This is a genomic window from Kribbella sp. NPDC031520, assembly GCF_055580825.1.
Genome location: NZ_JBVIKS010000003.1, coordinates 320,188 through 341,720 on the forward strand (window position 1 = coordinate 320,188; position 21,533 = coordinate 341,720).

Genomic DNA, 21,533 nt, shown 5'->3' on the forward strand with positions numbered 1-21,533 from the left:
GCTACTTCGAAGTGAGGGGTTGTTCGGTCACTGCATTGTGGGGCGGGCTTGGAGGAAGGTCCAGTGGTGGCCTTCGAGGTCCTCGGCTTCGTAGCGGCGGTAGCCGTGCTGGTGGATTTCCGAGAGGATCTTGGCGCCGTTCTGCCGGCTGTGCGCGAAGTGCGCGTCGAGGTCGTCGACGTACACCCAGACGCTGTGGTCCAGCCGTACGGTCCGCTTCTCCGTGAGCTTGAAGAGCAGGATCGCGCGGCTGCCGACCTGCAGTTCGATCCAGGACGGGTCCGTGCCCTCGGCCGGGATCCTGTCCCACGAGTCGAGGCCGAAGACCGTGTGCAGCCAGCGGGCCGCGGCGGCGGGATCCTCGTAGTACAAGGCGATCGCGAGCCGGTCCAGCTCCCGTGGCGTACGCGGCGCGGTGTCGCGCCGGTCGATCCAGGCCGGCAGCCATTGAATGACGTTCGGCCAGAAGTAGAAGGCTTTCTCGCCACCGGCGACGAGGGACTGTACGACGGTGACGCGAGTACCGGCGCCGGTCGCCTCGAAGTCGATCCGGGTCTCGGTGTCGTCGACAGAACTGCGGTACGCGAGTACCGCACCGGGCGTCCAGTCGGTGATCCGACCCAGCTCGAGGACGTCGTCGGGCGTCGTGTAGACCTCCAGGATGCGGCCGCCGACACCCGGCTCGATCCGCATCGCGGTCGCACGGGCGGCGTCGAAGAAGTTGATCGGGCCGCGGACCCACCACAGGTCGATCTCCTCGGTGAAGACCTGGAACGCGGTGGCGGGGTCGACGGCGACCTCCACGGACGCGGTCGCGGACGGTTCAGGCATCGGACTTCCCCTTCTGCTCGACATGTCGTTTGAAGGCGCCCAACTGGTCGCGCCAGTGCGCTTGGACCTGGTCGAGCCAGGCCTGTACGGCGACGACGGGCTCAGGGTTCAGCCGGAACACGCGGACCCGCGCGTCGTCCGGTACTCGCTCGTCGGCGACGAGGCCGGCCTCCAGCAGGATCCGCAGGTGCCGGCTCATCGCGGGCGACGACGACCCGGTCGCCGCCGCGAGCTGCCCGGCCCGCTGCGGACCATCGCCCAGCAGCTGTACGACCTGCCGCCGGGTCGGATCAGCTAGCACCTCGAAGAACCGATCGACCTGATCTTGCGCCATGACGCAATAGTTCTACGTCTTGTTAACTATTGTCAACCAAGTGAAAGGTACCTTGACTACACGATTGTGTAGTAGTTTGCTTTTGTGTGTAGGGAGGAGTCGAGATGGATCGGCGGGCTGAGGACCTGACGGCGCGGGCCCGGATTCGGGACGCGGCGATCGAGTTGTTCGGCGAGCGAGGGATCGAGGGCACCTCGATCCGGGACATCGCGGCCGCGGCGGGGGTTTCGTCGGGGCTGGTGCGGCACCACTTCGGGTCGAAGGAGTCGTTGCGGGACGCATGTGACGACTACGCGCGGGAGCGGATGCTCGAGGTCAGCCAAGAGCTGGCGACGAGCGCGGGCGTGGCGGCGCTCGACCCGGTGGCGTTGCATCCGCGGGTCTTTCCGCTGCAGCAGTACCTGGTCCGTTCGATGATGGACGGTTCCGAGAAGGCGACCGCCTTGTTCCTGGGGGCGGTCGACATGATCGAGGAGTGGTCCAAGGGGTACGGGATCGAACCGCAGGACCGGCGGGCGTACTCGGCGGCGCTGGCGGCGATCAAGCTGAGCGTGTTCGTGTTCCGGGAGCAGGTGTCGGAGGCGCTCGGGGAGGACATCACCACGCCGGCCGGGTACGCGCGGATCGGCCAGGGGCTGCTGGACGTGTTCGCGATCCCGATCATCACGCAGGAACAAGTGGAAACCATCCGGAAACAGGAGAAGTGATCATGCCGGCTGCGATCAGCACGGAAGGTCTGGTCAAGCGGTTCGGGCGTACGAACGCCCTGGACGGTCTCGATCTCACGGTGCGAACCGGTGAGGTGCACGGCTTCCTCGGCCCGAACGGCGCGGGGAAGACCACCACCATTCGCATCCTGCTCGGCATGACCCGAGCGGACGGCGGTACGGCGACCGTACTCGACGGCGACCCCTGGTCGGACGCGACCGCTCTGCACCGGCGGCTCGCGTACGTACCGGGTGATGTGACGCTGTGGCCGAACCTGTCCGGCGGCGAAGCGATCGATCTGCTCGGCCGGATGCGCGGCGGCATCGACAGAAAGCGAAAGGCCGAGCTGCTCGAGCGGTTCGATCTCGACCCGCGGAAGAAGGCCCGCGCGTACTCGAAGGGCAACCGGCAGAAGGTCGCACTGGTCGCCGCGTTCGCGTCCGACGTCGAGCTGCTGCTGCTCGACGAACCGACAAGCGGCCTGGATCCGTTGATGGAAGAGGTGTTCCGCGAGGTCGTCCAGGAGATCAGCGACCGCGACGGGCGGACCGTGCTGCTTTCCAGCCACATCCTGTCCGAGGTCGAGGCGTTGTGCGACCGGGTCACGATCATCCGCGCGGGCCGCGCCGTCGAGAGCGGCACACTCGACGAGCTGCGGCACCTCACACGTACGTCGATCCGGGCCGAACTGGTCGGTCCGATGGACGGGCTCGCGCAGCTGGCCGGCGTACACGACCTGCAGGTCGACGACGGGCGCGTCCGGTTCGACGTCGACACCGACGAGCTCAACCCGGTACTGCGCAGGCTCACCGAGATCGGCGTACGGAGTCTCGTCAGTCAGCCGCCGTCCCTCGAGGAACTGTTCCTGCGGTTGTACGAGCCCGAGGCCGTGCGATGAAGTCCCTGACGGGGACCGGCGGCCTGATCCGGCTGATCCTGCGCCGCGACCGGATCGTCCTGCCGTTGTGGGTCGTGCTGCTGACGGCGATCTCGGTGAGCTACGTCAAGGAGTACGGCGATCTGTTCCCGACGCCGGACGCCCGGATCAGGTACGCGAGCAACGCGGGCTTCATCACCTTGTACGGCGAGCTGTCCGGGTCGAGCCTCGGCGAGTTCGTCACCTGGCGGCTCGGGTTCGTACCGGTGATGGTCGGGCTGATCAGCCTGCTCACGGTGATCCGGCACACCCGGGTCGAGGAGGAGTCCGGGCGCCGGGAATTGCTCGGGGCAACCGTCGTCGGACGGCACGCACAGCTCGCCGCGGCACTGGTAGTCACGCTGGGCGCCAACGTCCTGCTCGGCTTGCTACTTGCCCTAGGTATGCACAGTCAGAACCTGCCGCTCGCCGGGTCGATTGCCATCGGCATCGAATACGCAGGCACCGGATGGTTGTTCGCGGGCGTCGGCGCCGTTGCGGCGCAGCTGACCGCGAGTGCGGGGACGGCTCGTGGGATCGCGATCGCTGTGCTGGGAGCGGCCTATGTACTACGGGCGGCCGGCGACACCAGTGCGCACACCAACGGTCCGCTCGCCTGGTTGTCGTACATTTCCCCGATCGGCTGGGCGCAGCAGATCCATCCGTATGCCCAGAACCGTTGGTGGCTGGGAGCGGTGATGCTGGCGGCAACGATCGTCCTCACCACGGTCGCGGTGGGTCTGGCAGTACGGCGGGATGTGGGTGCGGGTCTGCTGCCGGATCGGCTCGGGCCGGCGGACGGGACCATCGGCTCGCCGCTCGGACTGGCGTGGCGGTTGCACCGCGGGCTGCTGGTTGCGTGGACGGCCGGATTCGCTTTGCTGGGTTTGCTGTTCGGCGGGGTCGCGAAGGGGGTCGGCGACCTGATGCGCGACGACCCGACGATCCAGGACCTGTTCCGGCGAATGGGCGGCGCGGCCGGGCTGATCGACTCGTTCCTGTCCGGCGTGATGGTGCTCGTCGGCCTGATCGCGTCGGCGTACGCGGTCCAGGCCACGCTCCGGATGCGCGTCGAGGAGAGCAGCGGCCGCGCCGAACCAGTGCTCGCGACGGCGACGAGCCGGTGGCAGTGGGCCGCGAGCCACCTCGCGTTCAGCCTGCTCGGCCCGGCCGTCGCACTGCTCGCGGCAGGCGTGATGCAAGGACTGGCGTACGGGGCTGCGATCGGCGACATCGGCGGTCAACTGCCGCGGATGGTGGCCGCCGCGCTCGCACAACTGCCGGCGGTGTGGGTGCTGGCCGGGGTGGCGATCGCGATCTTCGGGTTCTTCCCGCGAGCCTCGATGCTGTCCTGGGCCGGACCGGCGATCTGCATCCTGATCGGTCTGCTGAGCGCGGGCGTCGCGACCGCGAGCTGGATCCGCGACGTCTCGCCGTTCACCCATCTGCCGTCGCTACCAGGTGGAACCGTCGACGCGGGCCCGCTGATCGCGCTGCTGGCGATCGCCACCGCCCTCGGCCTCGCAGGCCTCGTCGGCCTGCGCCGGAGGGACCTGCCGGCCTGATCAACGACCTCAGCGGCGGGCGTTGCGCGACCAGCTGAAGCAGTAGACGCCGAACGCCGCGATGCCGACGGCCAGCACGGTGAGCAGGACGGAGCCGAACGGCTGGTCCTTGATCGTGCGGAGCGCGGTGTCGAGCCCACCGGCCTTCTTCGGGTCGTACGAGATCGCAGCCCAGCCGAACAGCGCGCCGACGACGAGCAGGGCGATGCCCTTGGCGGCGTACCCGATCCGGCCGAGCAGGATGGTCAGGTCGGACACGCCGCCGGCCAGGTCCTCGGTGAACTTCTTCGTGACCGCCTTGTGCAGCTCGCGTACTCCGATCGCAACGATCGCCAGACCGATCGCGACGATGAGCACCCGTCCGGCGCTGTGCGCCATCAACCGCGCCGAGAGCGTCTGCTGCTGGCTCGTGCTCGAGCCGCCGGAGCCGACTGCGACGTTGATCGCACTGATGCCGAGGAAGAGGTAGACGACGGCCCGGCCGATCGATGAGAGCTTCTTCTGCAGGTCGAGGTGCCCGTAGACGACCTCCAGACCACGCCAGGGCACCAGCAGGAGCAAGCCGATGGCGACGATCCAGAGCAACACGCCGCCCAGTGGCTGCCCGGCAAGCTCTTGCAGAGCGCCTTTCTGCGACGCCTCCTGCGAGGACTTGCCGAACGCCAACTGGAGCGCGATCCAAGCAATCAGCAGGTGCACGACGCCGTACGCCATCAGGCCGACCATGATCGCGGCGCCGTAGGCACGACTGTGCCGTACTTCCTGAGCGGTACTCACGTCCTATCAGTGCCCACCCGGAAACGGTCAGGCAGAAACGGGCGCGCTCGCTTCGCGGTCGGCCTCGTCGACGTCGCCGTAGTCACCGAGCCGGTACGCGCGGCGGCCCAGGGTCCACACGTACGTGAAGAAGGCCAGCTCGACGACGATCCCGATGGTGACGCGGACGGGCGCCGGGAGGAACGGGGTCACGAACGCCTCGATCAAGCCCGTCACCAGGAGGACCGCGGCCAGGCCGATCGCCATACCTATGGTCGCTCGGCCGGTCTGGGCGAGAGCCTGCATGCGGGTACGTGGACCAGGTACGACCCACGACCAGCCGAGCCGCAGACCGGCGGCTGTGGCGATGAAAACGGTTGTGAGCTCCAGCAGACCGTGTGGGGTGATCAGGCTGAAGAACAGGCCGCCCTTGTCGTTGGCGATCATCAGACCGGCACTGAGGCCGAGGTTCATCGCGTTGTCCCACAGTACGAAGACCGACGGGACCAGGAGGATGCCCAGCGCGAGTACGGCGGCACTGATCGTCGCGTTGTTGATCCAGACACGAAGCGCGAAGTCCTGCGCCGGGTTGTCCGAGTAGTACGACTCGAAGTCGTGGTTGACCAGCTGCTTGACCTCGTCAGGCGTAGCGATCGAGCCGACCACCTCTGGATGCGCCAGCACGCGCCAGGCCGTCCAGGCGGCCACCAGGTAGAAGATCACCCCGATGGTGATCCACCAGCGTCTGGAGGCGTACAGGGCGGCCGGGAAGCTGACCAGGAAGTACCTCGAGATGTCCCGCCATACGGGCGCCTGTGCGCCGGTCACAGCACCGCGGGCGTCAGCTATGAGCCCTGACAGCCGGCCGATGGACACAGGGTCCGCTCCAGCTGCTCGCAGCGCGGCCAGGTGTGTGCCGACGCGCTGGTAGAGCACTACGAGCTCCTCGGCCTCCGCACCGGTCAGGCGGCGCTGGCGGCGGGTCAGACGCGCGAGGCGGTCCCACTGCGGCTGGTGCACCGACACAAACGCTTCTACGTCCACCGCCACCTCCTCCACCCGACTGATGGCAGACTAACCGGACCGAGTGTCTACGGAGGAGGGGGGCGACGTCGTGTCTCAGCTGGTCACCGGTGAAGCGGTCGTCCTCCAGGTGCGGATCGCACGGATGCCGACGCGGGCCCTGGCGTGTGCGATCGACGTGATCCTGCAGGTCGTCGTACTGATGGTCCTGATCGGTCTGCTGGGCGGCTTCCTGCTGGGGAGCCATGCCAGTGAGGCGCTGGCGGTCGCGCTGATCTTCATCACCGTGCTGCTGGTCGCGGTCGGCTACCGGGTCGTGATGGAGACGCTGACCCGCGGGCGGACCATCGGCAAGCTGGTGCTCGGGCTGAAGGTGGTCCGCGACGACGGCAGCTCGATCCGGTTCCGGCATGCGCTGGTGCGGACCCTGATGTGGTTCTTCGTCGACTTCGCGCCGTGGTTCGCGGCCAGCCCGGGGATCGTCGCCAGCCTGATGAACAAGCAGGGCAAGCGGATCGGGGACATGGTCGCCGGTACGGTCGTCATCCGCGAACGCCAGCAGCCGATGGCGTCGCCGCCGCTGTTCGTACCGGGCCCCTTGGTGCAGTGGGCGCAGTCGCTCGAGCTGTCCCGCCTGTCCGACGAACTCGCGAACGCGGCGCGCGACTACCTGGCCCGCTACACCGAGCTCCTGCCCGGCCCGCAGATCGCTCTCGGCGAGGCGCTGGCCGCCCGGGTCGCGGCCGTCACCGCGCCCGCGCCGCCGCACCCGATCATCGCCCCCGCGTTCCTCTCGGCCGTCCTGGCCGAACGCCGCCGCCGTGAACTCCACCGCCTGGCCACCCGGCGCCCGGTCCCCACCGGCCCCTTCGCCCCCAACCCGTACGCGGTCCCGCAAGGCCCGTTCGCCCCGCCGAACCCGTACGGCGTACCCGCCCCACTTCCCGTACCGGCCCCGTTCGTACCGCCCCCACCGCCCACCGGGCCACGCCCCGCCACGGTCAACGCGCAAGGCTGGGCGGCCCCCGGAAGCAACGGCTGGACCTGACGCAGAAGCACCCCGCAGAAACCTCTGCGGGGTGCTTCGCGGTCCGGAACCTCAGTAGCGGTAGGCCTCGGCCTTGTACGGTCCTTCGACCGGTACGCCGAGGTACGCGGCCTGCTCCTTGGTCAGCTCGGTGAGCTTCACGCCGAGCGCGTCGAGGTGCAGCCGGGCGACCATCTCGTCCAGGTGCTTCGGCAGCACGTAGACATCGGTCGGGTAGTCGGCGGTCTTCACGAACAGCTCGATCTGCGCCAGCACCTGGTTGGTGAACGAGTTCGACATCACGAACGACGGGTGACCGGTCGCGTTGCCCAGGTTCAGCAGGCGGCCCTCGGACAGCACGATGATCGTGTGGCCGTCCGGGAACCGGAACTCGTCGACCTGCGGCTTGATGTTGACCCGCTCGATCCCCGGCACCTTGTACAGCCCGGCCATGTCGATCTCGTTGTCGAAGTGGCCGATGTTGCCGACGATCGCCTGGTGCTTCATCGCGGCCATGTGGTCGGCGGTGATGACGTCCTTGTTGCCGGTGGTGGTGACGAAGATGTCACCGATCCCGACGACGTCGTCCATCGTGCTCACCTGGTAGCCGTCCATCGCGGCCTGCAGCGCGCAGATCGGGTCGATCTCGGTGACGATCACCCGGGCGCCCTGGCCGCGGAGCGACTCCGAGCAGCCCTTGCCGACGTCGCCGTACCCGCAGACGACCGCGACCTTGCCGCCGATCAGCACGTCGGTGGCGCGGTTGATGCCGTCGATCAGCGAGTGCCGGCAGCCGTACTTGTTGTCGAACTTCGACTTGGTGACGGAGTCGTTGACGTTGATCGCCGGGAACAGCAGCGCGCCCGCCTTGTGCATCTCGTACAACCGGTGCACGCCGGTGGTGGTCTCCTCGGTGACACCCTTGATGCCCTGACCGATCGTGGTCCACTTCGACGGCGACTCGGCCAGCGTACGGGTGAGCAGCTTCAGCACGACGCCGTACTCCTCGGAGTCCGCGGTCGACGGGTCCGGTACGGCACCCGCCTTCTCGAACTCGGTGCCCTTGTGCACGAGCATCGTGGCGTCGCCACCGTCGTCCAATATCATGTTCGGGCCTGCGCCATTGTTTTCTGGACCGCCCGGCCAGGTGAGCGCCTGCTCGGTGCACCACCAGTACTCCTCCAGGGTCTCGCCCTTCCAGGCGAAGACCGGGACGCCGGCCGGGGCCTCGGCCGTACCGGAGCCGACGACGACCGCGGCGGCCGCGTGGTCCTGGGTGGAGAAGATGTTGCAGGACACCCAGCGCACCTCGGCACCGAGCGCCACCAGGGTCTCGATCAGTACGGCGGTCTGGATCGTCATGTGCAGCGAGCCCATGATCCGCGCGCCGGCCAGCGGCTTGCTCTCGCCGTACTGCTTGCGCATCGCCATCAGGCCGGGCATCTCGTGCTCGGCCAGCCGGATCTCCTTGCGCCCGAACTCAGCGAGCCCGAGGTCCGCCACCTTGTAGTCGAAGGTCATGCCGCTCCCCTGCTGAAGACTGTGAGTTACTACCTGCCTGAGCCTAGAGGGCCGAGGCACGCGGTTTGATCGCTCGCAGCGCGAAATTGACATCGGAATGTCAGGATTGATGCTATGCGCATCACCGAGGCCGCTCGCCAACTGGGTACCACTCCGCGCATGTTGCGCTACCGGGAGGCGCTCGGGTTGCTCCCGCGCTCGCGTTCCGAGCACGCCGCGCAGCGCCAGTACGACGACCGCGACCTGGCCGCCGTACAACTCGCGCTCGACCTCGAACGCCGGTACGACGTGACGCCGGCGGCGCTCGCGTTCGCCCTGCGAGCGCTCGCCGAGCCGTCCGTGGCCGCCGACATCCGCAACCTCGGCTACCGCACCGGCCGGCTCAGCGCACCACCCACCCAGGCCGAGATCGACCGCGAACGCGCCCTCCGCTGGCTCGGCCGCTCCGGCGTACTACCACCCCGCCCCCGCTGACCCCATTTGCCTGGCTGACCAGCGAAATTGGCTGGTCTGCCAGCCAAATGAGGGGTTCTGCACCCTTACCCCGGGTCTGGAACCCCTCATTTGGTGGGTCTGCCAGGCAAATTGTGGTTAGTGGGAAGGAGCCTCGGGGACCGCAGGGCGTTCGTCGGGGACGTAGTTCTCGTGGAAGACGTCCGGCTCGAGGTAGATGTGCACCGACATCGGCTCGGCGGCGCGGATCGCGCGTTCGGCGGCGTCGATGGTCTCGGCGACGACGGCCGCGTCGGTGGTCGGCTCGACACCGAGCTTGGCGGCGACCAGGACCTCCTCCGGACCGAGGTGCAGGGTCTTGATGTGGATCAGCCGCTGAACGCCCGGGGTGTTCTCGATCGCGGCGACGATCCGGTCCTGCGACTCGCGGGTCGCGGACTCGCCGAGCAGCAGCGACTTCATCTCGATCGCCAGGAAGATCGCCACGCAGACCAGCAGCGCGCCGATCGCCATCGAACCCAGGCCGTCGAACACACCGTTGCCGGTGGCAAGCGTCAGTACGACGCCGATCAGCGCCAGCACCAGACCGGTGAGCGCGGCGAAGTCCTCCAACAGGATCACCGGCAGCTCCGGCGCGCGGGCGTTCCGGACGAATCGCACCCACGGCACCGATGCGCGGATCTTGTTCGCCTCGACGATCGCGGTCCGGAACGAGAAGCTCTCCATCGTGATCGCGAGCAGCAGCACCGCGACCGGGACCCACTTCCAGCTGTCGATCCCGTGCGGGTCGTGCACCTTGTGGTAGCCCTCGTACAGTGCGAACAGACCGCCGACGCTGAACAGCACGATCGACACGATGAACGAGTAGACGTACCGCTCCCGGCCGAAACCGAACTGGTGCAGTTCGTCGGCCGCCCGCTTGGCCCGCTTGCTGCCGACCAGCAGCAGGACCTGGTTGCCGCAGTCGGCGGTCGAGTGGATCGCCTCGGCCAGCATCGACGCCGACTGGGTCAGCGCCCAGGCGGCGAACTTGGTGATCGCGATCCCTGCGTTCGCCAGCAAAGCCGCGACAACGGCCTTGTTCCCGCCACCAGCCATGGTTGTTCAGATCCTCCTGAATCAGGATGCGGACACGACGAACGCCGTGCCGGAACCACGCAGGGTACAGGGTCCCTCGGGTCCGGAGAGGAACGCGGACCGGCCCGCGGACAACGTCACGGCAGATTCTTTGCCTGCGGCATCGATCGTCCCGTCCACACAGCAGACGATCCGCGGCCCGGTACCTTCCACGGTCCGCTCGCCACCGTCCAGGTCGACCCGGCGGACGGCGAAGTACGGGCAACCGGTCTCGTAGACCCCGCCCGCCGACGCGATCAGCACCGGGTTCGTCAGCGGCTCGAAGTCCACCACCGAGACCAGCTCCGGTACGTCGATGTGCTTGGGCGTCAGGCCGCCGCGCAGCACGTTGTCGGAGTTCGCCATCACCTCGAACCCGAGGCCGTCCAGGTACGCGTGCACGTTGCCGGCCGGCAGATACACCGCGTCGAACCGCTGCAGCCGCACACGATTCAGCAACAGCGCCGCGAGCACCCCGGGGTCGTCCGGGAAGTCCGCGCACAGCTTCGCGAGCGTCTCACGCTCCAGAACAAAACCACCGCTGTAGCGCGCGAGAGCTTGGCCGAGAGCAGCGACGAGCGGACGGATCGCGTCCCGGTCGCGGCTCATGAAATCGGTGAACGCCTCCCGGAGCTTCCCGTTCCGCAACAGGTCCGTGAGCTCGTCGAATCCGTCCGGCTCGAGCGCGTCCAGCAACGCGACGGTCCGGTCGAGCGGCCGGAAACCGACCAGTGCGTCGAACGGCTCGAGCGCGATCAGGATCTCCGGCTTCGGCCAGGCGTCCTTGTAGTTCCGGTCCGCGGCGTCGCGCGGGATACCGGCCGCCTCGTCCCGCTGGTACCCGTCGATCGCCTGCTCCCGCGAGGGATGCGCCTGGATCGACAACGGCTGGGCGGCCGCGAGCAGCTTGGCCAGGAACGGGAACCGGCCGTCGAACCGGTCGGCCGTCTCCTCCCCCAGCACCGCCGCCGGGTCGAAGGACACCGCGTCGTACAAGGTGTCCCCGGACGGCAGCACCGACGGCGCGGACTCGTGCGCGCCCATCCACAGCTCCGCCTGCGGCTCGCCGCTCGGCTCGACGCCGAGCAGCTTCGGCAACGCGGTCGGCGAACCCCACGCGTAGTCGCGGATGGTGTTCCGGAGCGGGACTACCACGCCGGGTCCTCCGACGGATTCCCTGACCCGACCGGGTCGTCCACGGTCGCCATCCCGTACCGGCGCAGGCCGATCCCGAGGTACGCCGCAGCGTAGCGGCCCTGCTGTGTCAGAGCGGCGTACCGGGCGACATCCGTGCCGTTGGGTCGCGCGATCGTATGCACGCGCACGTCGTGCGCCTCCGCCTTGGACTCCAGCTTGCGGCGGTGCTCGGCGATGCCGGCCTCGTCGACGCCGTCGTCCAGGATGATCAGCGCCGGCCGAAGTTCCTCGGGCTTGTCGAACGGGTCCGCGAACAGATCCCGAGGCGGCTGGTTGAGCACCGGGAGCAGGTGGCCCGCGTCAGCTGCCAGCGCCGGGCGGCCACTGGCCAGCCGCAGCGCCTCGACCACCCGGCGAGCAGCACGCGCAGCCAGGACAGAGCCGCCCCAGACCAGCGGCAACGCGTCCGCGAGCACCAGAGCGAGCTCCTTGGCCGGATTGGACGCCACGTCGTTGTTGGGCGAGCACTCGATCGCGACGTCGTCCAGCAACGACGCGACCGCCTTGTGGTCGACCTCCGGGCCGAGCTCCATCTGGTGCAGCGCCTGCAGTACGGCGACGGCGGCAGCCAGCTGGTCGTCCGACTGGGACGGCAGCCGGATCGCATGCCGGAGACCGGCCGAGGCGATCGCCACCGGCGAGTCCTCCGGCGCGGCGACCATCAGCCCGCACCCACGGCGTACCGCCTCACCCGCGGCCGACACCGCGTCCGTGTCCTCGGCGGCACCGCCCAGGACGACCACCAGGTCCAGCGGACCGGCCCACCCGGGCAGCCCCGGACCTGGCCAGGCGAGGAACGGAACCGGGCAGACCGGCTCCAGCACAGCCCGGACCAGCCGGGCGTCCCGGCCGGCCGCCACCACCGCGCGCGGCCGGAAGCCGTCGGACTCCACCTTGGTCAGCACGTCCTCGGACGCTTCCAGCTCCGCCCGGATCCGGGCGCCGGCCATGGCCAGCCGGCGGAGCAGGTGGTCGGCCGCCGAGAGTACGGCCGGGTCGTCCAGCCGCGTGTCGTCGAAGTAGCTCATCCACGTCCTCGCTTCGCTCCGGGCGCGGATGAGGCACGAGGAGCACAGTGCTGGATGATGAACTCGCTTCGCTCGTTCATGAGTTGCCTGCGGATTCCGTCTCTCGCGTGTCCCGGGCCTCGTCGATCAGCAGCACCGGGATGTCGTCCCGCACCGGGTAGGCCAGCGCGCAGGCGGCGTTGGTGCAGATCAGCTCGTTCGCCTCGTCGTCCACCCGGAACTCCGAGCGGCACTTCGGGCAGACCAGGATGCTCAGCAGGTCCGGGTCCAGATTGACTGCCATTCAGTTCTCCCTCGAACCGGTGATCAGGGCCAGTACTTCGTCGCGGACGCGTTCCATGCCGGCCCGGTCCGCGGCCTCGACGTTCAGCCGCAGCAACGGCTCCGTGTTCGATGCACGGACGTTGAACCACCACTGTCCCGCCGACACCGTCAACCCGTCCAGACGGTCGACGGTCACGCCGTCGACGCCAGAATAGGTGTCCTCGATCGCCGCGACGGTCGCCGCCGCGTCCGCGACCTTGTTGTTGATCTCGCCGGACGCGACGTACCGCTCGTACTCCGCGAACAACTCACTGGCGGGGCGGTCCTGCTCGCCGAGCGCGGCCAGTACGTGCAGCGCGGCCAGCATGCCGGTGTCGGCGCGCCAGAAGTCGCGGAAGTAGTAGTGCGCGGAGTGCTCGCCGCCGAACACGGCGTCGGTCTCGGCCATCTTCTGCTTGATGTTGGAGTGCCCCACCCGGGTCCGGACCGGGACACCGCCGTGCTCGGCGATCAGCTCCGGGACCGCCTTGGAGGTGATCAGGTTGTGCAGGATGGTCGAGCCCGGGTGCTTGGCCAGTTCGCGGACGGCGACCGCGCCGGTGATCGCGCTCGGCGAGATCGGGTCGCCCTTCTCGTCCACCACGAAGCAGCGGTCGGCGTCGCCGTCGAAGGCCAGGCCGAGGTCGGCGCCCACCTCGCGGACCTTGGCCTGCAGGTCGACCAGGTTCTTCGGGTCCAGCGGGTTCGCCTCGTGGTTGGGGAAGTTGCCGTCCAGCTCGAAGTACATCGGGACGATCGTCACCGGGCCGTCTGCGAAGACGGCCGGTACGGTGTGGCCGCCCATGCCGTTGCCGGCGTCGACGACCACGGTCAGCGGGCGGATGCCGCTCAGGTCGACCAGGTCGTGCAGGTGGTCGGCGTACGCCGTGAGCAGGTCCTTGCGGGTGACGTGACCGGGCGCCGAGGCGGTCGCCGGCGGCTCGATCAGCGCCTTCGCGACCAGGTCGGCGATGTCCCGCAGGCCCGAGTCGGTACCGACCGGGGCGGCGCCGGCGCGGCAGAGCTTGATGCCGTTGTACTGCGCCGGGTTGTGGCTCGCGGTGAACATCGCGCCGGGCAGGTCGAGCCGCCCGGACGCGAAGTACAGCTGGTCGGTGGACGCCAGGCCGATGTCGATCACGTCGGCGCCGGTGGAAGTGACCCCTTCGGCGAACGCGGCCGCCAGCGCCGGGCTGGACGGGCGCATGTCGTACCCGATCACCACGGCGCCGGGCCCCGCGAGCACGTCCAGCACCTCGACGAACGCGGCCCCGGTAGCCCGGGCGACCGACTCGTCCAGCTGCTCCGGCACGACCCCCCGAACGTCATAAGCCTTGAAGATCCCCGCAACATCAACCATGCAGGGACCCTATCCGGCCCACCGACCAACCTGTAGCTCAGGCCTTGTCGAACCAACCCGGGGTGCCGCGGTGGTGGACGGTCGGGAGTTGGCGGGGGCTGGTGGGGGCGGCCCACTTCGCGGCGTTCGCGATGATCTGCTGGACCTCCGGCTGGTGGTATGTCGGGTACTCCTGGTCGCCGGGGCGGAAGTAGAACACCCGGCCCTGGCCGCGGCGGTAGCAGCAGCCCGAGCGGAACACCTCGCCGCCGGAGAACGAGCTCACGAAGACCAGCTCGTCCGGCTGCGGGATGTCGAACAGCTCGCCGTACATCTCCTCGCGCTCGATCACCAGCGGGTGCGGGATGCCCTGCGCGATCGGGTGGCCGGCCGCGACCGTCCAGATCAGCTCGCGGTCGTCCTCGGCGCGCCAGTCCAGCGAGCAGGTGGTCCCCATCAGCTTGATGAAGATCTTGCTGAAGTGCGCCGAGTGCAGCGCGATCAGGCCCATCCCGGACAGTACGTGCTGCTGGACCCGGTCGACGATCGCGTCGTCGACGTCACCGTGCGCGGCGTGCCCCCACCAGGTGAGTACGTCGGTGTCCGCAAGCACCTCCTCGGTCAGGCCGTGCTCCGGGTCCTGCAGCGTGGCAGTCCGTACGACGACGTCGGCGCCGAGCCTGTCTCGCAGGGCCGCCGCGATCGTGCCGTGCATGGTGTCCGGGTAGATCTTGCGGACGGTCTCGTCGCGGCCCTCGTGGACGTTCTCGCCCCACACTGTGACGCGGATCGGATCAGTCATGGAGTACAACCTCTCGTCCCGCCTTCGCCGAGGCGTAGCAGGCGTCGATGATCTCGGTCCGCTGCAGCGCCTCGGACCCGTTCTGGCCTTCCCACTCACCGCTCAGCACGATCCGGACGAACTCGCGGACGACCGCGCGGTGCCCGAGACCCGCGCCGGTGGCCGGCTTCACCTCGGCCGGTACGCCGGCCACGTCGGTGAAGATCCGCAGCGTGTCGGTGGTGGTGTAGTTCTGGACGTCGATCTTCGCGCCGCCCTCGGTGCCGAACAGCTCGATCCCGAAGTTGTCGCCCGGCGCCCGGTAGGTCGCCCAGCTCGTCTCCAGCTGCAGCGCGCCGCCGCCTTTCAGCCGCAGGTACGCCGTGGCCAGGTCCTCGACCTCGAACGCCGAACCGAGCGTGGTGACGGTCGGCCGGTCCGGGCTGCTCGCGCTGCCCTTCCCGCGCGGGCCGAGCTCCGCGAAGGTGTCCGCCGAGACCGTCGTGACCTGCGGCTCACCCATCAGATGCAGCGCCATGTCGAGGATGTGTACGCCGAGATCGATCAGCGGGCCGCCACCGGACAGCTCTCGGTTCGTGAACCAGCCACCCATCCCTGGGATGCCGTTGCGGCGCATCCAGTGCGCCTTCGCGTAGTAGATCCGGCCGAGCTGGCCCTCGTCGATCTGGTGCTTCAGCGCGGCGACGTCACCACGCTCGCGGTGGTTGAAGACCACCTTCAGCACCCGGCCGGCCTTCTTCGAGGCCTCAACCATCGCGGTACCTTCGGCGACCGTCCGGGCCAGCGGCTTCTCGGACAGTACGTGCAGACCCTTCTCGAGTGCCACGAGGGCGATCGGGGCGTGCAGCTGCGTCGGCGTACCGATGCTGACCGCGTCCAGCCCAGGGGTCTCGAGCAGGTCCTCCCATTTCTCGTACAGGTGCGGCACGCCGTGCTTCTCGCCCAGGCTGGTCAGCGTGTCCTTCTCCAGGCCGGCCAGCGCGATCACCTCGACGTCCGGCAGCTCGGAGAACGCCTCCAGCGCGGTCCGCCCGGCGAATCCCAGTCCGACGACTCCGACCCGCAGTTTTTGATCGTTCACACTCAGGATCCTCTCCCGATGACAACGTAGGACACAACCGCTTCCCACACTACGGAACAGGTTTCAACACCGGTCAACCCGATTGTTCTAACGGATCGGTCTCGGTGGGTCAGTCGCCTTCGGGGTCGAAGTCCGGGTCGATCTGTTCGGGAGACAGCGCCAGGACGTCGGCCAGCTCGAGCACCAGGGCGGACCGGACCAGCCAGGACAGGCTGCTGCCCGACCGTTCGGCGCGGAGCTCGATCGGCCGGCGGAAGACCACGATCCGGTACGGCTCGTGCGAGGTGCCGCCGGTGGCGTGGGTGAGCGGGATCTCGGTCGCGTCGAGGTCCAGGTTCGGGACGTCCTCGATCGCGAACTCGACCCGCGCGACCACCTGCGGCAGCCGCTTCTCCAGCCGGGTCACCTCGATCGCGACGACCTCGTCGAACTGCGCCGCGGCCGACCGCTGCAACGGCAGTCCCCGCGGCGCGAACTTGCTCGGCCTGCTGATCGGGCCGAGCATGCCGCGCCCATGGCGGTCGATGTGCCTGCGATGACGGCGAGCCTCGGTCACACGCTCAGCCTAGTGGGGGTAACGTCTGTCCGTGAGCATCGCCAGGATCTGTTCGCGCGCCGGATGTCAGAAGCCTGCCGTATCGACGCTCACCTACGTGTACGCCGACTCGACCTGTGTCCTCGGTCCGTTGGCGACGTACGCCGAACCGCACTGCTACGACCTGTGCGCCGATCACGCCGACCGCCTCACCGCGCCGAACGGGTGGGAGGTCATCCGGCTCGCTCCGGACCCGGCCGCCGCCGGCCCGTCGTCGGACGACCTCGAGGCGCTGGCGAACGCGGTCCGCGAAGCTGCCCGCCCGCTCCCGCCGCGCGGCGAACCCCGCGCCGGGACGCCCGGCGCCCCGGTCGAGATCACCCGCCGAGGTCACCTCCGGATGCTGAAAGACCCCGGCGCCAACACGAACGAGGGCTAACGCAGCGCGGCACTCAAGTCGGGCTGCGCGCCCAGCTGAGCGCGGAACACCAGCGACGTCGACAACGGCCAAGCAGCAACCTGCGGTACGTCGTCCTTCTTGGGCTTCGCCGCCGGCATCAGCGTGACGCCCGCGACCACCGTCCCGCGGGTCTGCTGAACCATCAGGTACGTCGCGCGCGGCTGCGCCGGGAACGAGATCGGCGTGGTCGCACCGTTGACGACGTCCAGGGCGCGGGTGACGAGCGCCCGGCCGGCCGCGTCGCGCAGCTCGAACTTCACGCTCGCGGTCTTCCCCGGCGCCGTCACCTGCAGCACGACGGGCTGCTGATGGGCGGGCAGTACGAGGTACGCCGGGCCGGCCAGCGCGTCCGCCGACCCGATCGACGAGAACTCGGTCTGGCTCGCGTCGGTGGCCCGCATCGCCGCGGTCACCGGCTGGTCCGACGTGAGCGTGATCGCGCTCGCGTCGCCGTTCAGCACCTTGTCGAGCGAGACCGTCTTCACCGCGCCGGCGTCGACTGTCACGGTCTCCAGACCGGCCGGCTTGAACGAGCCGTTCGGTCCGTTGATCGTCAGGCCGACGGTCGCCTGCAGGTCGGTCGGGTTCGCGATCGAGAGGATCCGCAGCCCCTTGCCCGGCGCGACGGCCGGGACGAACGACATGGTGGCCGGTGCCGCCGACTGGTTCAGCCAGTCGACGCCGAGCGGTTTGCCGGCACTCGACGCGTTCGAACGGACCGCGGCCGCGACCCGGCCGCCGGTCGACTCGACGTGCAGCGCGATGTCGCGCAGGTTCGGCGCGATCTGCCGGAGGAACAGCTCGGACGTACCGCGCGCCGGAACCACGATGCCGCGGGCGGCGGGCAGGTCGGCGGCGCCGGCCCGCGAGTACACACTGACGTTCACCTCGGCGTTGATGCTGTCCAGGTTCGTCAGCACCAGCACGTCGCGCCGGTCGCTCGCGCCGGACGCTCCGACGAACCAGAAGTCCGACCCGGGCACCTGGCACGGCACGCTCGCCATCCCGCGGTTGACCTCGCCGTCGGGCGCGGTCGTCGTACTCGTGCCGACGGTGCCAGCGGCCAGCGGACCGGTTCCCTTGATCGACAGCGGTTCCGGTTTGGTCGCCACCGGGCTCGAACCGATCGTGCCGCGCTTCAGCAGCGATCCGACCGGGTCGGAGGTGGCCGGCAACGGCGCGATCGACAGCGGCTGGGCCGCGCCTTCGGCGGTCGGCGTACCGTCCGGCAGCGTCGGGGCGACCGCGTTCACGACGCTGGTCAGCTTGCCGCCCGCGGACAGCACCGGACAGGCCAGCGCCGTACGGTTCACGATCACCCGCGTCGGCTCCGTGGTGGCCGCCTCGACACGGGTGTCCGCCTTCCCCGGGTGGGTGACGATCCCGAGGCCGGCCAGGACGGCCATGGCCGCGACGACGACGCCGATCCGCAGCCGCGGGTCGGACAGCAACCGGCTCACCGCGGGTCCCTCCTCGCGTGGGTACCTTGCGGTACGGCGACCGTACGGCGGACCGTCGGCAGGCAGAAGATCAGCGCGATGATCCAGCCGATCAGCCCGAGGATGCGCCACAGCGAATGCGTCCGGTCGACGATCGGCGTCTTGCCCTCGATCTTCGACCGGTCCACCAGCCAGGACGCGTCGCCGTCGTTCGCACTGGCCCGGGTCAGACCGGGCAGCGAGTCGAGGGTCGACTGCAGCGTCGGGTCGACCGGGCCGGGCAGGTACACGTAGTCGATCGCGAGACCGGCCAGCTGCCGCCCTTCCTCACCGCTACCGCCACCGCCGAGCGTCGCCAGTACGTCGCTGATCGGCTTGGTCTGCGCCGGCGTCGGCGCCGCCTCGAGCGAACCCATCCGCGGCCCGCCGTTCTTCACCAGCGCGAACCGCGTCGGGCCGCCCGGCGCCTTGCGTACCACCAGGATCGACTGGTTGTCCGGCGGATCCTGCGACGACACCAGGTACGCCGGAAGGTCCTGGGCCGGGCCGCGCCACAACGGGCCGTCGGTACCACGTACCAGCCAGAAGCCCGCGGTCACGATCGTCGTCACCAGCGCGATCCCGAGCACACCCTGGACGAGGATCTCCCGCGACTTCCCGACCGAGTCCCAGGCGACCGCCACCGAGATGATCCAGCCGGCCGTCATCAGGAACATCAACGGGCCGGCGCCGCCGCCGAGCCGGCTCGCCACCAGCGTCCCGGCCAGACCGGCCAGTGCGGCGAACCAGCCGAGCAACTCGTACCGCTGCCGCGACTCGCGCAGCAACGCGACCAGCGCCACCACGATCAGCGGTACGGCGAACCACCACGGCGTCGGCGCACCGATCGGCGTGCCGGTCAGCAGGTGCGGCAGGCTGTCGCCCGGGCCGACCGCGGCGGTCGGCGGACCGCCCGCCTCCTGGCCCAGCTTCGACGGGTGCTCGATCAGGTCGATCGTCCACGGCAGCACCAGCAACAGACCTAGAACGACCGAGAACACCAACTGCCGGCCTTGCCGCCGCCAGCCGAGGCCAAGCACTGCGCCGAGGACCAGGATGACGGCGATCAGCAGCCCGAGCGCCGGGGTGAACGCGAACAGCACCGCCAGGCAGATCCCGGCGAACCACGCGGCCCGCCAGCTGCCCTGGACGTACACACGCCGCCGCCGGGCGACGGTGTGTACGGCGGCACCGAGCAGCGGCAGCACGATCGCCGCCACACACGTCCCGAGCCGCCCCTGCGAGATCGCACCGTTCGTGAAGACAGCCAGTCCGTACGCCGAAGCGCCCCAGGCACGCGCCACCCGGTCGACGACGAACGCGCGGAGCAGCGCCCAGGCAGCGAGACCGGCGAGCGGAACCGCGCCGAGCAGCAGGATGTTCGTCGCGCCGGCCGGGCCGAACATGACCGTCGAGAAAGCCCACATCTGCCCCAGCCACGCCGGCGGGGTCACGCCGGGCGGAGCGGACGCCGCCGCGTGCCACAGGGCCGCGATGTTCTCCTGCGCCGGCAGCAGCAGCTGGGACCGCAGTACGCCGCTACCGATCAGGCCGCGGGCCGCGACCACCGCACCGAGCGCGAGCACCACCCACGCGACCAGGAACGGCCGCCGGATCAGCTGCCGGCGCCACCGGGGCTGGTCGACCGCGACGCGTGCGGTGGACTTGGCCCGGCGGGCCGTGGTGACGACCTGTTCCTCGGGTTCGTCCGCCCACGCCTCCCGGATCCGCTCCGAGATCGTGCTGGTGGTCTCCTCCAGGTTGTGCCGCAGTGCGTGCACCGACCGGGAGAACAGGCCCTTGATGTCGTCGTACGGAACCTGGTTGAGATTGCGGCGGTGCTTGCGGGCGGTCGTCCAGCCGCCGGCCAGCAGCGTGCCGAGCAACGCGGTCCACTCGTCGATCGCGCCGGACGGCGTCTTGCCGACCACGAACCAGATCGACCGCAGCACGGTGCCGAACAGGAACCGCAGGATCAGCAGCGGCAGCAGCTTCCCAGGTGCGTTCGCGAGAACGGTGTAGTACGCATGCGCGCGGTCGAGCTGGTACGCGTGCCGCCGGGTGCCGGCCAGCGCCCGCTCACCGGTGGCCGCGGCCTGCGCGTGGTAGACGACCGCGTCCGGCGCGACGCCGACCTGGAAGCCGGCCCGGCTGGCCCGCCAGCCGAAGTCGATGTCGTCGCGGAACATCGGCAGCCGCGGGTCGAACCCGCGCAGCGCCTCCCAGACGTCGCGGCGGACCAGCATGCCGGCCGAGCTGACCGCGAGCACGTTCCGCGGCTGGTCGTGCTGGCCCTGGTCGAGTTCGCCGTTCTCGATGCCGGTGTCGCGGCGGCCGCCGAGCGACGTGGTGACGCCGACCTCGAGCAGCTCACGGTCCCGCGGCCACAGCCGCAGCTTCGGGCCCCAGACGCCGGTCTCCGGCGAGATAGTGGCCTGGAGCAACAATTTCTCCAGCGCCTTCGGGGCCGGCGCGCAGTCGTCGTGGAGCAACCACAGCCACTCGACGACGGGCATGTGACCGTCGTCGCCGTACGGGCCGACGGCGCTCGGGATCGGCGCGAAACCATGGGCTTCCAGACCGCGGGCGACCGCCGTCCCGAACCCGGTCCGCGCGGACACGCTGACGACGGGCTCGACCCCCGGCATCGCGGCCAGCAGTTCGGCGGTTTCGTCGGTGGACCCGGTGTCGACGGCGATCAGCCGGTCGGGACGTGGGTTCAGCGCCCACAGGGACTCGGACAGCCGCGGCAGCCAGGCGGCACCCTCGTGCCCGACCACCACCGCGGTGACGACATGCCGAACCCGCGGACGGCGCATGTGGCCACCAGTGTGATCGGTCGGGAAGTCGACGGAGTCGAAGAATTCCCAGCCGGCCGGAGCTTCTTGTTCCATGCGGAGCTGTGACACCTCGATGCTTGCGGACGGTCACCGTGACCGCAGGTCCCGGCGAGGACTCACCATACAGCCGTCATCGGAGTGTCCGGAAAGCCGCAGGCTCCGGCCAGGAAAAGCCGCGGGCCCCGGACGAGTGATCGTCCGGGGCCTCGCGGAAGTCTCT

At 69.5% G+C, this 21,533-nt stretch carries 21 protein-coding genes; 6 read left to right on the forward strand and 15 right to left on the reverse strand.

Features of this window, described 5'->3' with window-relative positions; genetic code table 11:
• Positions 1-27: 27 nt before the first annotated feature.
• Both ACZ5BU_RS16910 and ACZ5BU_RS16915 read right to left on the reverse strand, forming a co-directional pair.
• Complete coding sequence (locus ACZ5BU_RS16910; protein ID WP_465699826.1) at positions 28-831, reverse strand: VOC family protein; 804 nt, start codon at positions 829-831, stop codon at positions 28-30.
• Positions 824-1,165 carry an ArsR/SmtB family transcription factor gene (locus ACZ5BU_RS16915; protein WP_387663646.1) on the reverse strand — a complete coding sequence of 114 codons (342 nt, stop codon included), beginning with the start codon at positions 1,163-1,165 and terminating at the stop codon, positions 824-826. Before ACZ5BU_RS16915 ends, ACZ5BU_RS16910 begins: the two co-directional genes overlap by 8 nt.
• 104 nt (positions 1,166-1,269) lie before the next feature.
• Between ACZ5BU_RS16915 and ACZ5BU_RS16920 the strand changes: the two genes are divergently transcribed.
• Genes ACZ5BU_RS16920 through ACZ5BU_RS16930 form a run of 3 tightly spaced genes read left to right on the forward strand, consistent with a single transcriptional unit; the run spans position 1,270 to position 4,354 of the window.
• Positions 1,270-1,872, forward strand: coding sequence for a TetR/AcrR family transcriptional regulator (locus ACZ5BU_RS16920; RefSeq protein WP_465699828.1), 603 nt, complete (start codon positions 1,270-1,272; stop codon positions 1,870-1,872).
• Positions 1,873-1,874: 2 nt separating this feature from the next.
• The gene (locus tag ACZ5BU_RS16925) at positions 1,875-2,771 is read left to right on the forward strand and encodes an ABC transporter ATP-binding protein (protein ID WP_465699830.1); all 897 of its coding nucleotides are present in this window, start codon (positions 1,875-1,877) and stop codon (positions 2,769-2,771) included.
• The gene (locus ACZ5BU_RS16930; RefSeq protein WP_465699831.1) at positions 2,768-4,354 is read left to right on the forward strand and encodes an ABC transporter permease; all 1,587 of its coding nucleotides are present in this window, start codon (positions 2,768-2,770) and stop codon (positions 4,352-4,354) included. The genes ACZ5BU_RS16925 and ACZ5BU_RS16930 overlap by 4 nt, the downstream gene beginning before the upstream one ends.
• Positions 4,355-4,363: 9 nt before the next feature.
• Here the strand turns inward: ACZ5BU_RS16930 and ACZ5BU_RS16935 are convergent, their stop codons facing one another.
• Together ACZ5BU_RS16935 and ACZ5BU_RS16940 are read right to left on the reverse strand one after the other, a co-directional pair.
• Entirely contained in the window at positions 4,364-5,131 is a 768-nt protein-coding gene (locus ACZ5BU_RS16935) for a DUF1206 domain-containing protein (RefSeq protein ID WP_465699833.1), read from the reverse strand.
• 27 nt (positions 5,132-5,158) lie between these two features.
• Complete coding sequence (locus ACZ5BU_RS16940) at positions 5,159-6,154, reverse strand: stage II sporulation protein M (RefSeq protein ID WP_465699834.1); 996 nt, start codon at positions 6,152-6,154, stop codon at positions 5,159-5,161.
• 43 nt (positions 6,155-6,197) lie between these two features.
• On the opposite strand from ACZ5BU_RS16940, the gene ACZ5BU_RS16945 reads away from it, so the two are divergent.
• Complete coding sequence (locus ACZ5BU_RS16945; protein WP_465699836.1) at positions 6,198-7,181, forward strand: RDD family protein; 984 nt, start codon at positions 6,198-6,200, stop codon at positions 7,179-7,181.
• Positions 7,182-7,232: 51 nt separating this feature from the next.
• Here the strand turns inward: ACZ5BU_RS16945 and ahcY are convergent, their stop codons facing one another.
• On the reverse strand, positions 7,233-8,681 hold the full coding sequence (ahcY, locus tag ACZ5BU_RS16950) for an adenosylhomocysteinase (protein WP_465699838.1): 1,449 nt from the start codon (positions 8,679-8,681) through the stop codon (positions 7,233-7,235).
• A gap of 114 nt (positions 8,682-8,795) precedes the next feature.
• Between ahcY and ACZ5BU_RS16955 the strand changes: the two genes are divergently transcribed.
• Positions 8,796-9,155: a MerR family transcriptional regulator gene (locus ACZ5BU_RS16955; RefSeq protein ID WP_465699839.1), complete on the forward strand. Its 360-nt coding sequence runs from the start codon at positions 8,796-8,798 to the stop codon at positions 9,153-9,155.
• Positions 9,156-9,272: 117 nt separating this feature from the next.
• Here ACZ5BU_RS16955 and ACZ5BU_RS16960 read toward each other — a convergent pair whose 3' ends face one another.
• From ACZ5BU_RS16960 to ACZ5BU_RS16995, 8 genes are all read right to left on the reverse strand, one after another.
• Entirely contained in the window at positions 9,273-10,232 is a 960-nt protein-coding gene (locus ACZ5BU_RS16960; RefSeq protein WP_465699841.1) for a cation diffusion facilitator family transporter, read from the reverse strand.
• Positions 10,233-10,253: 21 nt separating this feature from the next.
• Positions 10,254-11,405, reverse strand: a complete 1,152-nt coding sequence (gene manA, locus ACZ5BU_RS16965) for a mannose-6-phosphate isomerase, class I (RefSeq protein WP_465699842.1) — start codon at positions 11,403-11,405, stop codon at positions 10,254-10,256.
• The gene (locus ACZ5BU_RS16970; RefSeq protein ID WP_465699844.1) at positions 11,399-12,475 is read right to left on the reverse strand and encodes an SIS domain-containing protein; all 1,077 of its coding nucleotides are present in this window, start codon (positions 12,473-12,475) and stop codon (positions 11,399-11,401) included. The genes manA and ACZ5BU_RS16970 overlap by 7 nt, the downstream gene beginning before the upstream one ends.
• 76 nt (positions 12,476-12,551) lie before the next feature.
• Positions 12,552-12,758 carry a Trm112 family protein gene (locus ACZ5BU_RS16975; protein ID WP_465699845.1) on the reverse strand — a complete coding sequence of 69 codons (207 nt, stop codon included), beginning with the start codon at positions 12,756-12,758 and terminating at the stop codon, positions 12,552-12,554.
• Positions 12,759-14,138, reverse strand: coding sequence for a phosphomannomutase/phosphoglucomutase (locus ACZ5BU_RS16980; RefSeq protein WP_465699847.1), 1,380 nt, complete (start codon positions 14,136-14,138; stop codon positions 12,759-12,761).
• Positions 14,139-14,175: 37 nt separating this feature from the next.
• Positions 14,176-14,919, reverse strand: coding sequence for a ThuA domain-containing protein (locus ACZ5BU_RS16985; protein ID WP_465699848.1), 744 nt, complete (start codon positions 14,917-14,919; stop codon positions 14,176-14,178).
• Positions 14,912-16,000: a Gfo/Idh/MocA family protein gene (locus ACZ5BU_RS16990; RefSeq protein WP_465699849.1), complete on the reverse strand. Its 1,089-nt coding sequence runs from the start codon at positions 15,998-16,000 to the stop codon at positions 14,912-14,914. The genes ACZ5BU_RS16985 and ACZ5BU_RS16990 overlap by 8 nt, the downstream gene beginning before the upstream one ends.
• A 109-nt stretch (positions 16,001-16,109) precedes the next feature.
• Complete coding sequence (locus ACZ5BU_RS16995; RefSeq protein WP_465699851.1) at positions 16,110-16,556, reverse strand: metallopeptidase family protein; 447 nt, start codon at positions 16,554-16,556, stop codon at positions 16,110-16,112.
• A gap of 31 nt (positions 16,557-16,587) precedes the next feature.
• On the opposite strand from ACZ5BU_RS16995, the gene ACZ5BU_RS17000 reads away from it, so the two are divergent.
• Positions 16,588-16,974, forward strand: coding sequence for a DUF3499 domain-containing protein (locus tag ACZ5BU_RS17000; protein WP_465699853.1), 387 nt, complete (start codon positions 16,588-16,590; stop codon positions 16,972-16,974).
• On the opposite strand, the gene ACZ5BU_RS17005 is transcribed toward ACZ5BU_RS17000, so the two are convergent.
• Positions 16,971-18,455: a DUF5719 family protein gene (locus ACZ5BU_RS17005; protein ID WP_465699855.1), complete on the reverse strand. Its 1,485-nt coding sequence runs from the start codon at positions 18,453-18,455 to the stop codon at positions 16,971-16,973. The two genes, ACZ5BU_RS17000 and ACZ5BU_RS17005, sit on opposite strands and share 4 nt — an antisense overlap.
• Entirely contained in the window at positions 18,452-21,367 is a 2,916-nt protein-coding gene (locus ACZ5BU_RS17010; protein ID WP_465699856.1) for a glycosyltransferase, read from the reverse strand. Before ACZ5BU_RS17010 ends, ACZ5BU_RS17005 begins: the two co-directional genes overlap by 4 nt.
• Positions 21,368-21,533: the final 166 nt, after the last annotated feature.

Bases quoted from the DNA above. Each gene is read 5' to 3' on its own strand.
- ACZ5BU_RS16910 (WP_465699826.1), bottom strand. From the start codon at position 831: ATGCCTGAACCGTCCGCGACCGCGTCCGTGGAGGTCGCCGTCGACCCC.
- ACZ5BU_RS16915 (WP_387663646.1), bottom strand. From the start codon at position 1,165: ATGGCGCAAGATCAGGTCGATCGGTTCTTCGAGGTGCTAGCTGATCCG.
- ACZ5BU_RS16920 (WP_465699828.1), top strand. From the start codon at position 1,270: ATGGATCGGCGGGCTGAGGACCTGACGGCGCGGGCCCGGATTCGGGAC.
- ACZ5BU_RS16925 (WP_465699830.1), top strand. From the start codon at position 1,875: ATGCCGGCTGCGATCAGCACGGAAGGTCTGGTCAAGCGGTTCGGGCGT.
- ACZ5BU_RS16930 (WP_465699831.1), top strand. From the start codon at position 2,768: ATGAAGTCCCTGACGGGGACCGGCGGCCTGATCCGGCTGATCCTGCGC.
- ahcY (WP_465699838.1), bottom strand. From the start codon at position 8,681: ATGACCTTCGACTACAAGGTGGCGGACCTCGGGCTCGCTGAGTTCGGG.
- ACZ5BU_RS16955 (WP_465699839.1), top strand. From the start codon at position 8,796: ATGCGCATCACCGAGGCCGCTCGCCAACTGGGTACCACTCCGCGCATG.
- ACZ5BU_RS16960 (WP_465699841.1), bottom strand. From the start codon at position 10,232: ATGGCTGGTGGCGGGAACAAGGCCGTTGTCGCGGCTTTGCTGGCGAAC.
- ACZ5BU_RS16970 (WP_465699844.1), bottom strand. From the start codon at position 12,475: ATGAGCTACTTCGACGACACGCGGCTGGACGACCCGGCCGTACTCTCG.
- ACZ5BU_RS16975 (WP_465699845.1), bottom strand. From the start codon at position 12,758: ATGGCAGTCAATCTGGACCCGGACCTGCTGAGCATCCTGGTCTGCCCG.
- ACZ5BU_RS16980 (WP_465699847.1), bottom strand. From the start codon at position 14,138: ATGGTTGATGTTGCGGGGATCTTCAAGGCTTATGACGTTCGGGGGGTC.
- ACZ5BU_RS16985 (WP_465699848.1), bottom strand. From the start codon at position 14,919: ATGACTGATCCGATCCGCGTCACAGTGTGGGGCGAGAACGTCCACGAG.
- ACZ5BU_RS17010 (WP_465699856.1), bottom strand. From the start codon at position 21,367: ATGGAACAAGAAGCTCCGGCCGGCTGGGAATTCTTCGACTCCGTCGAC.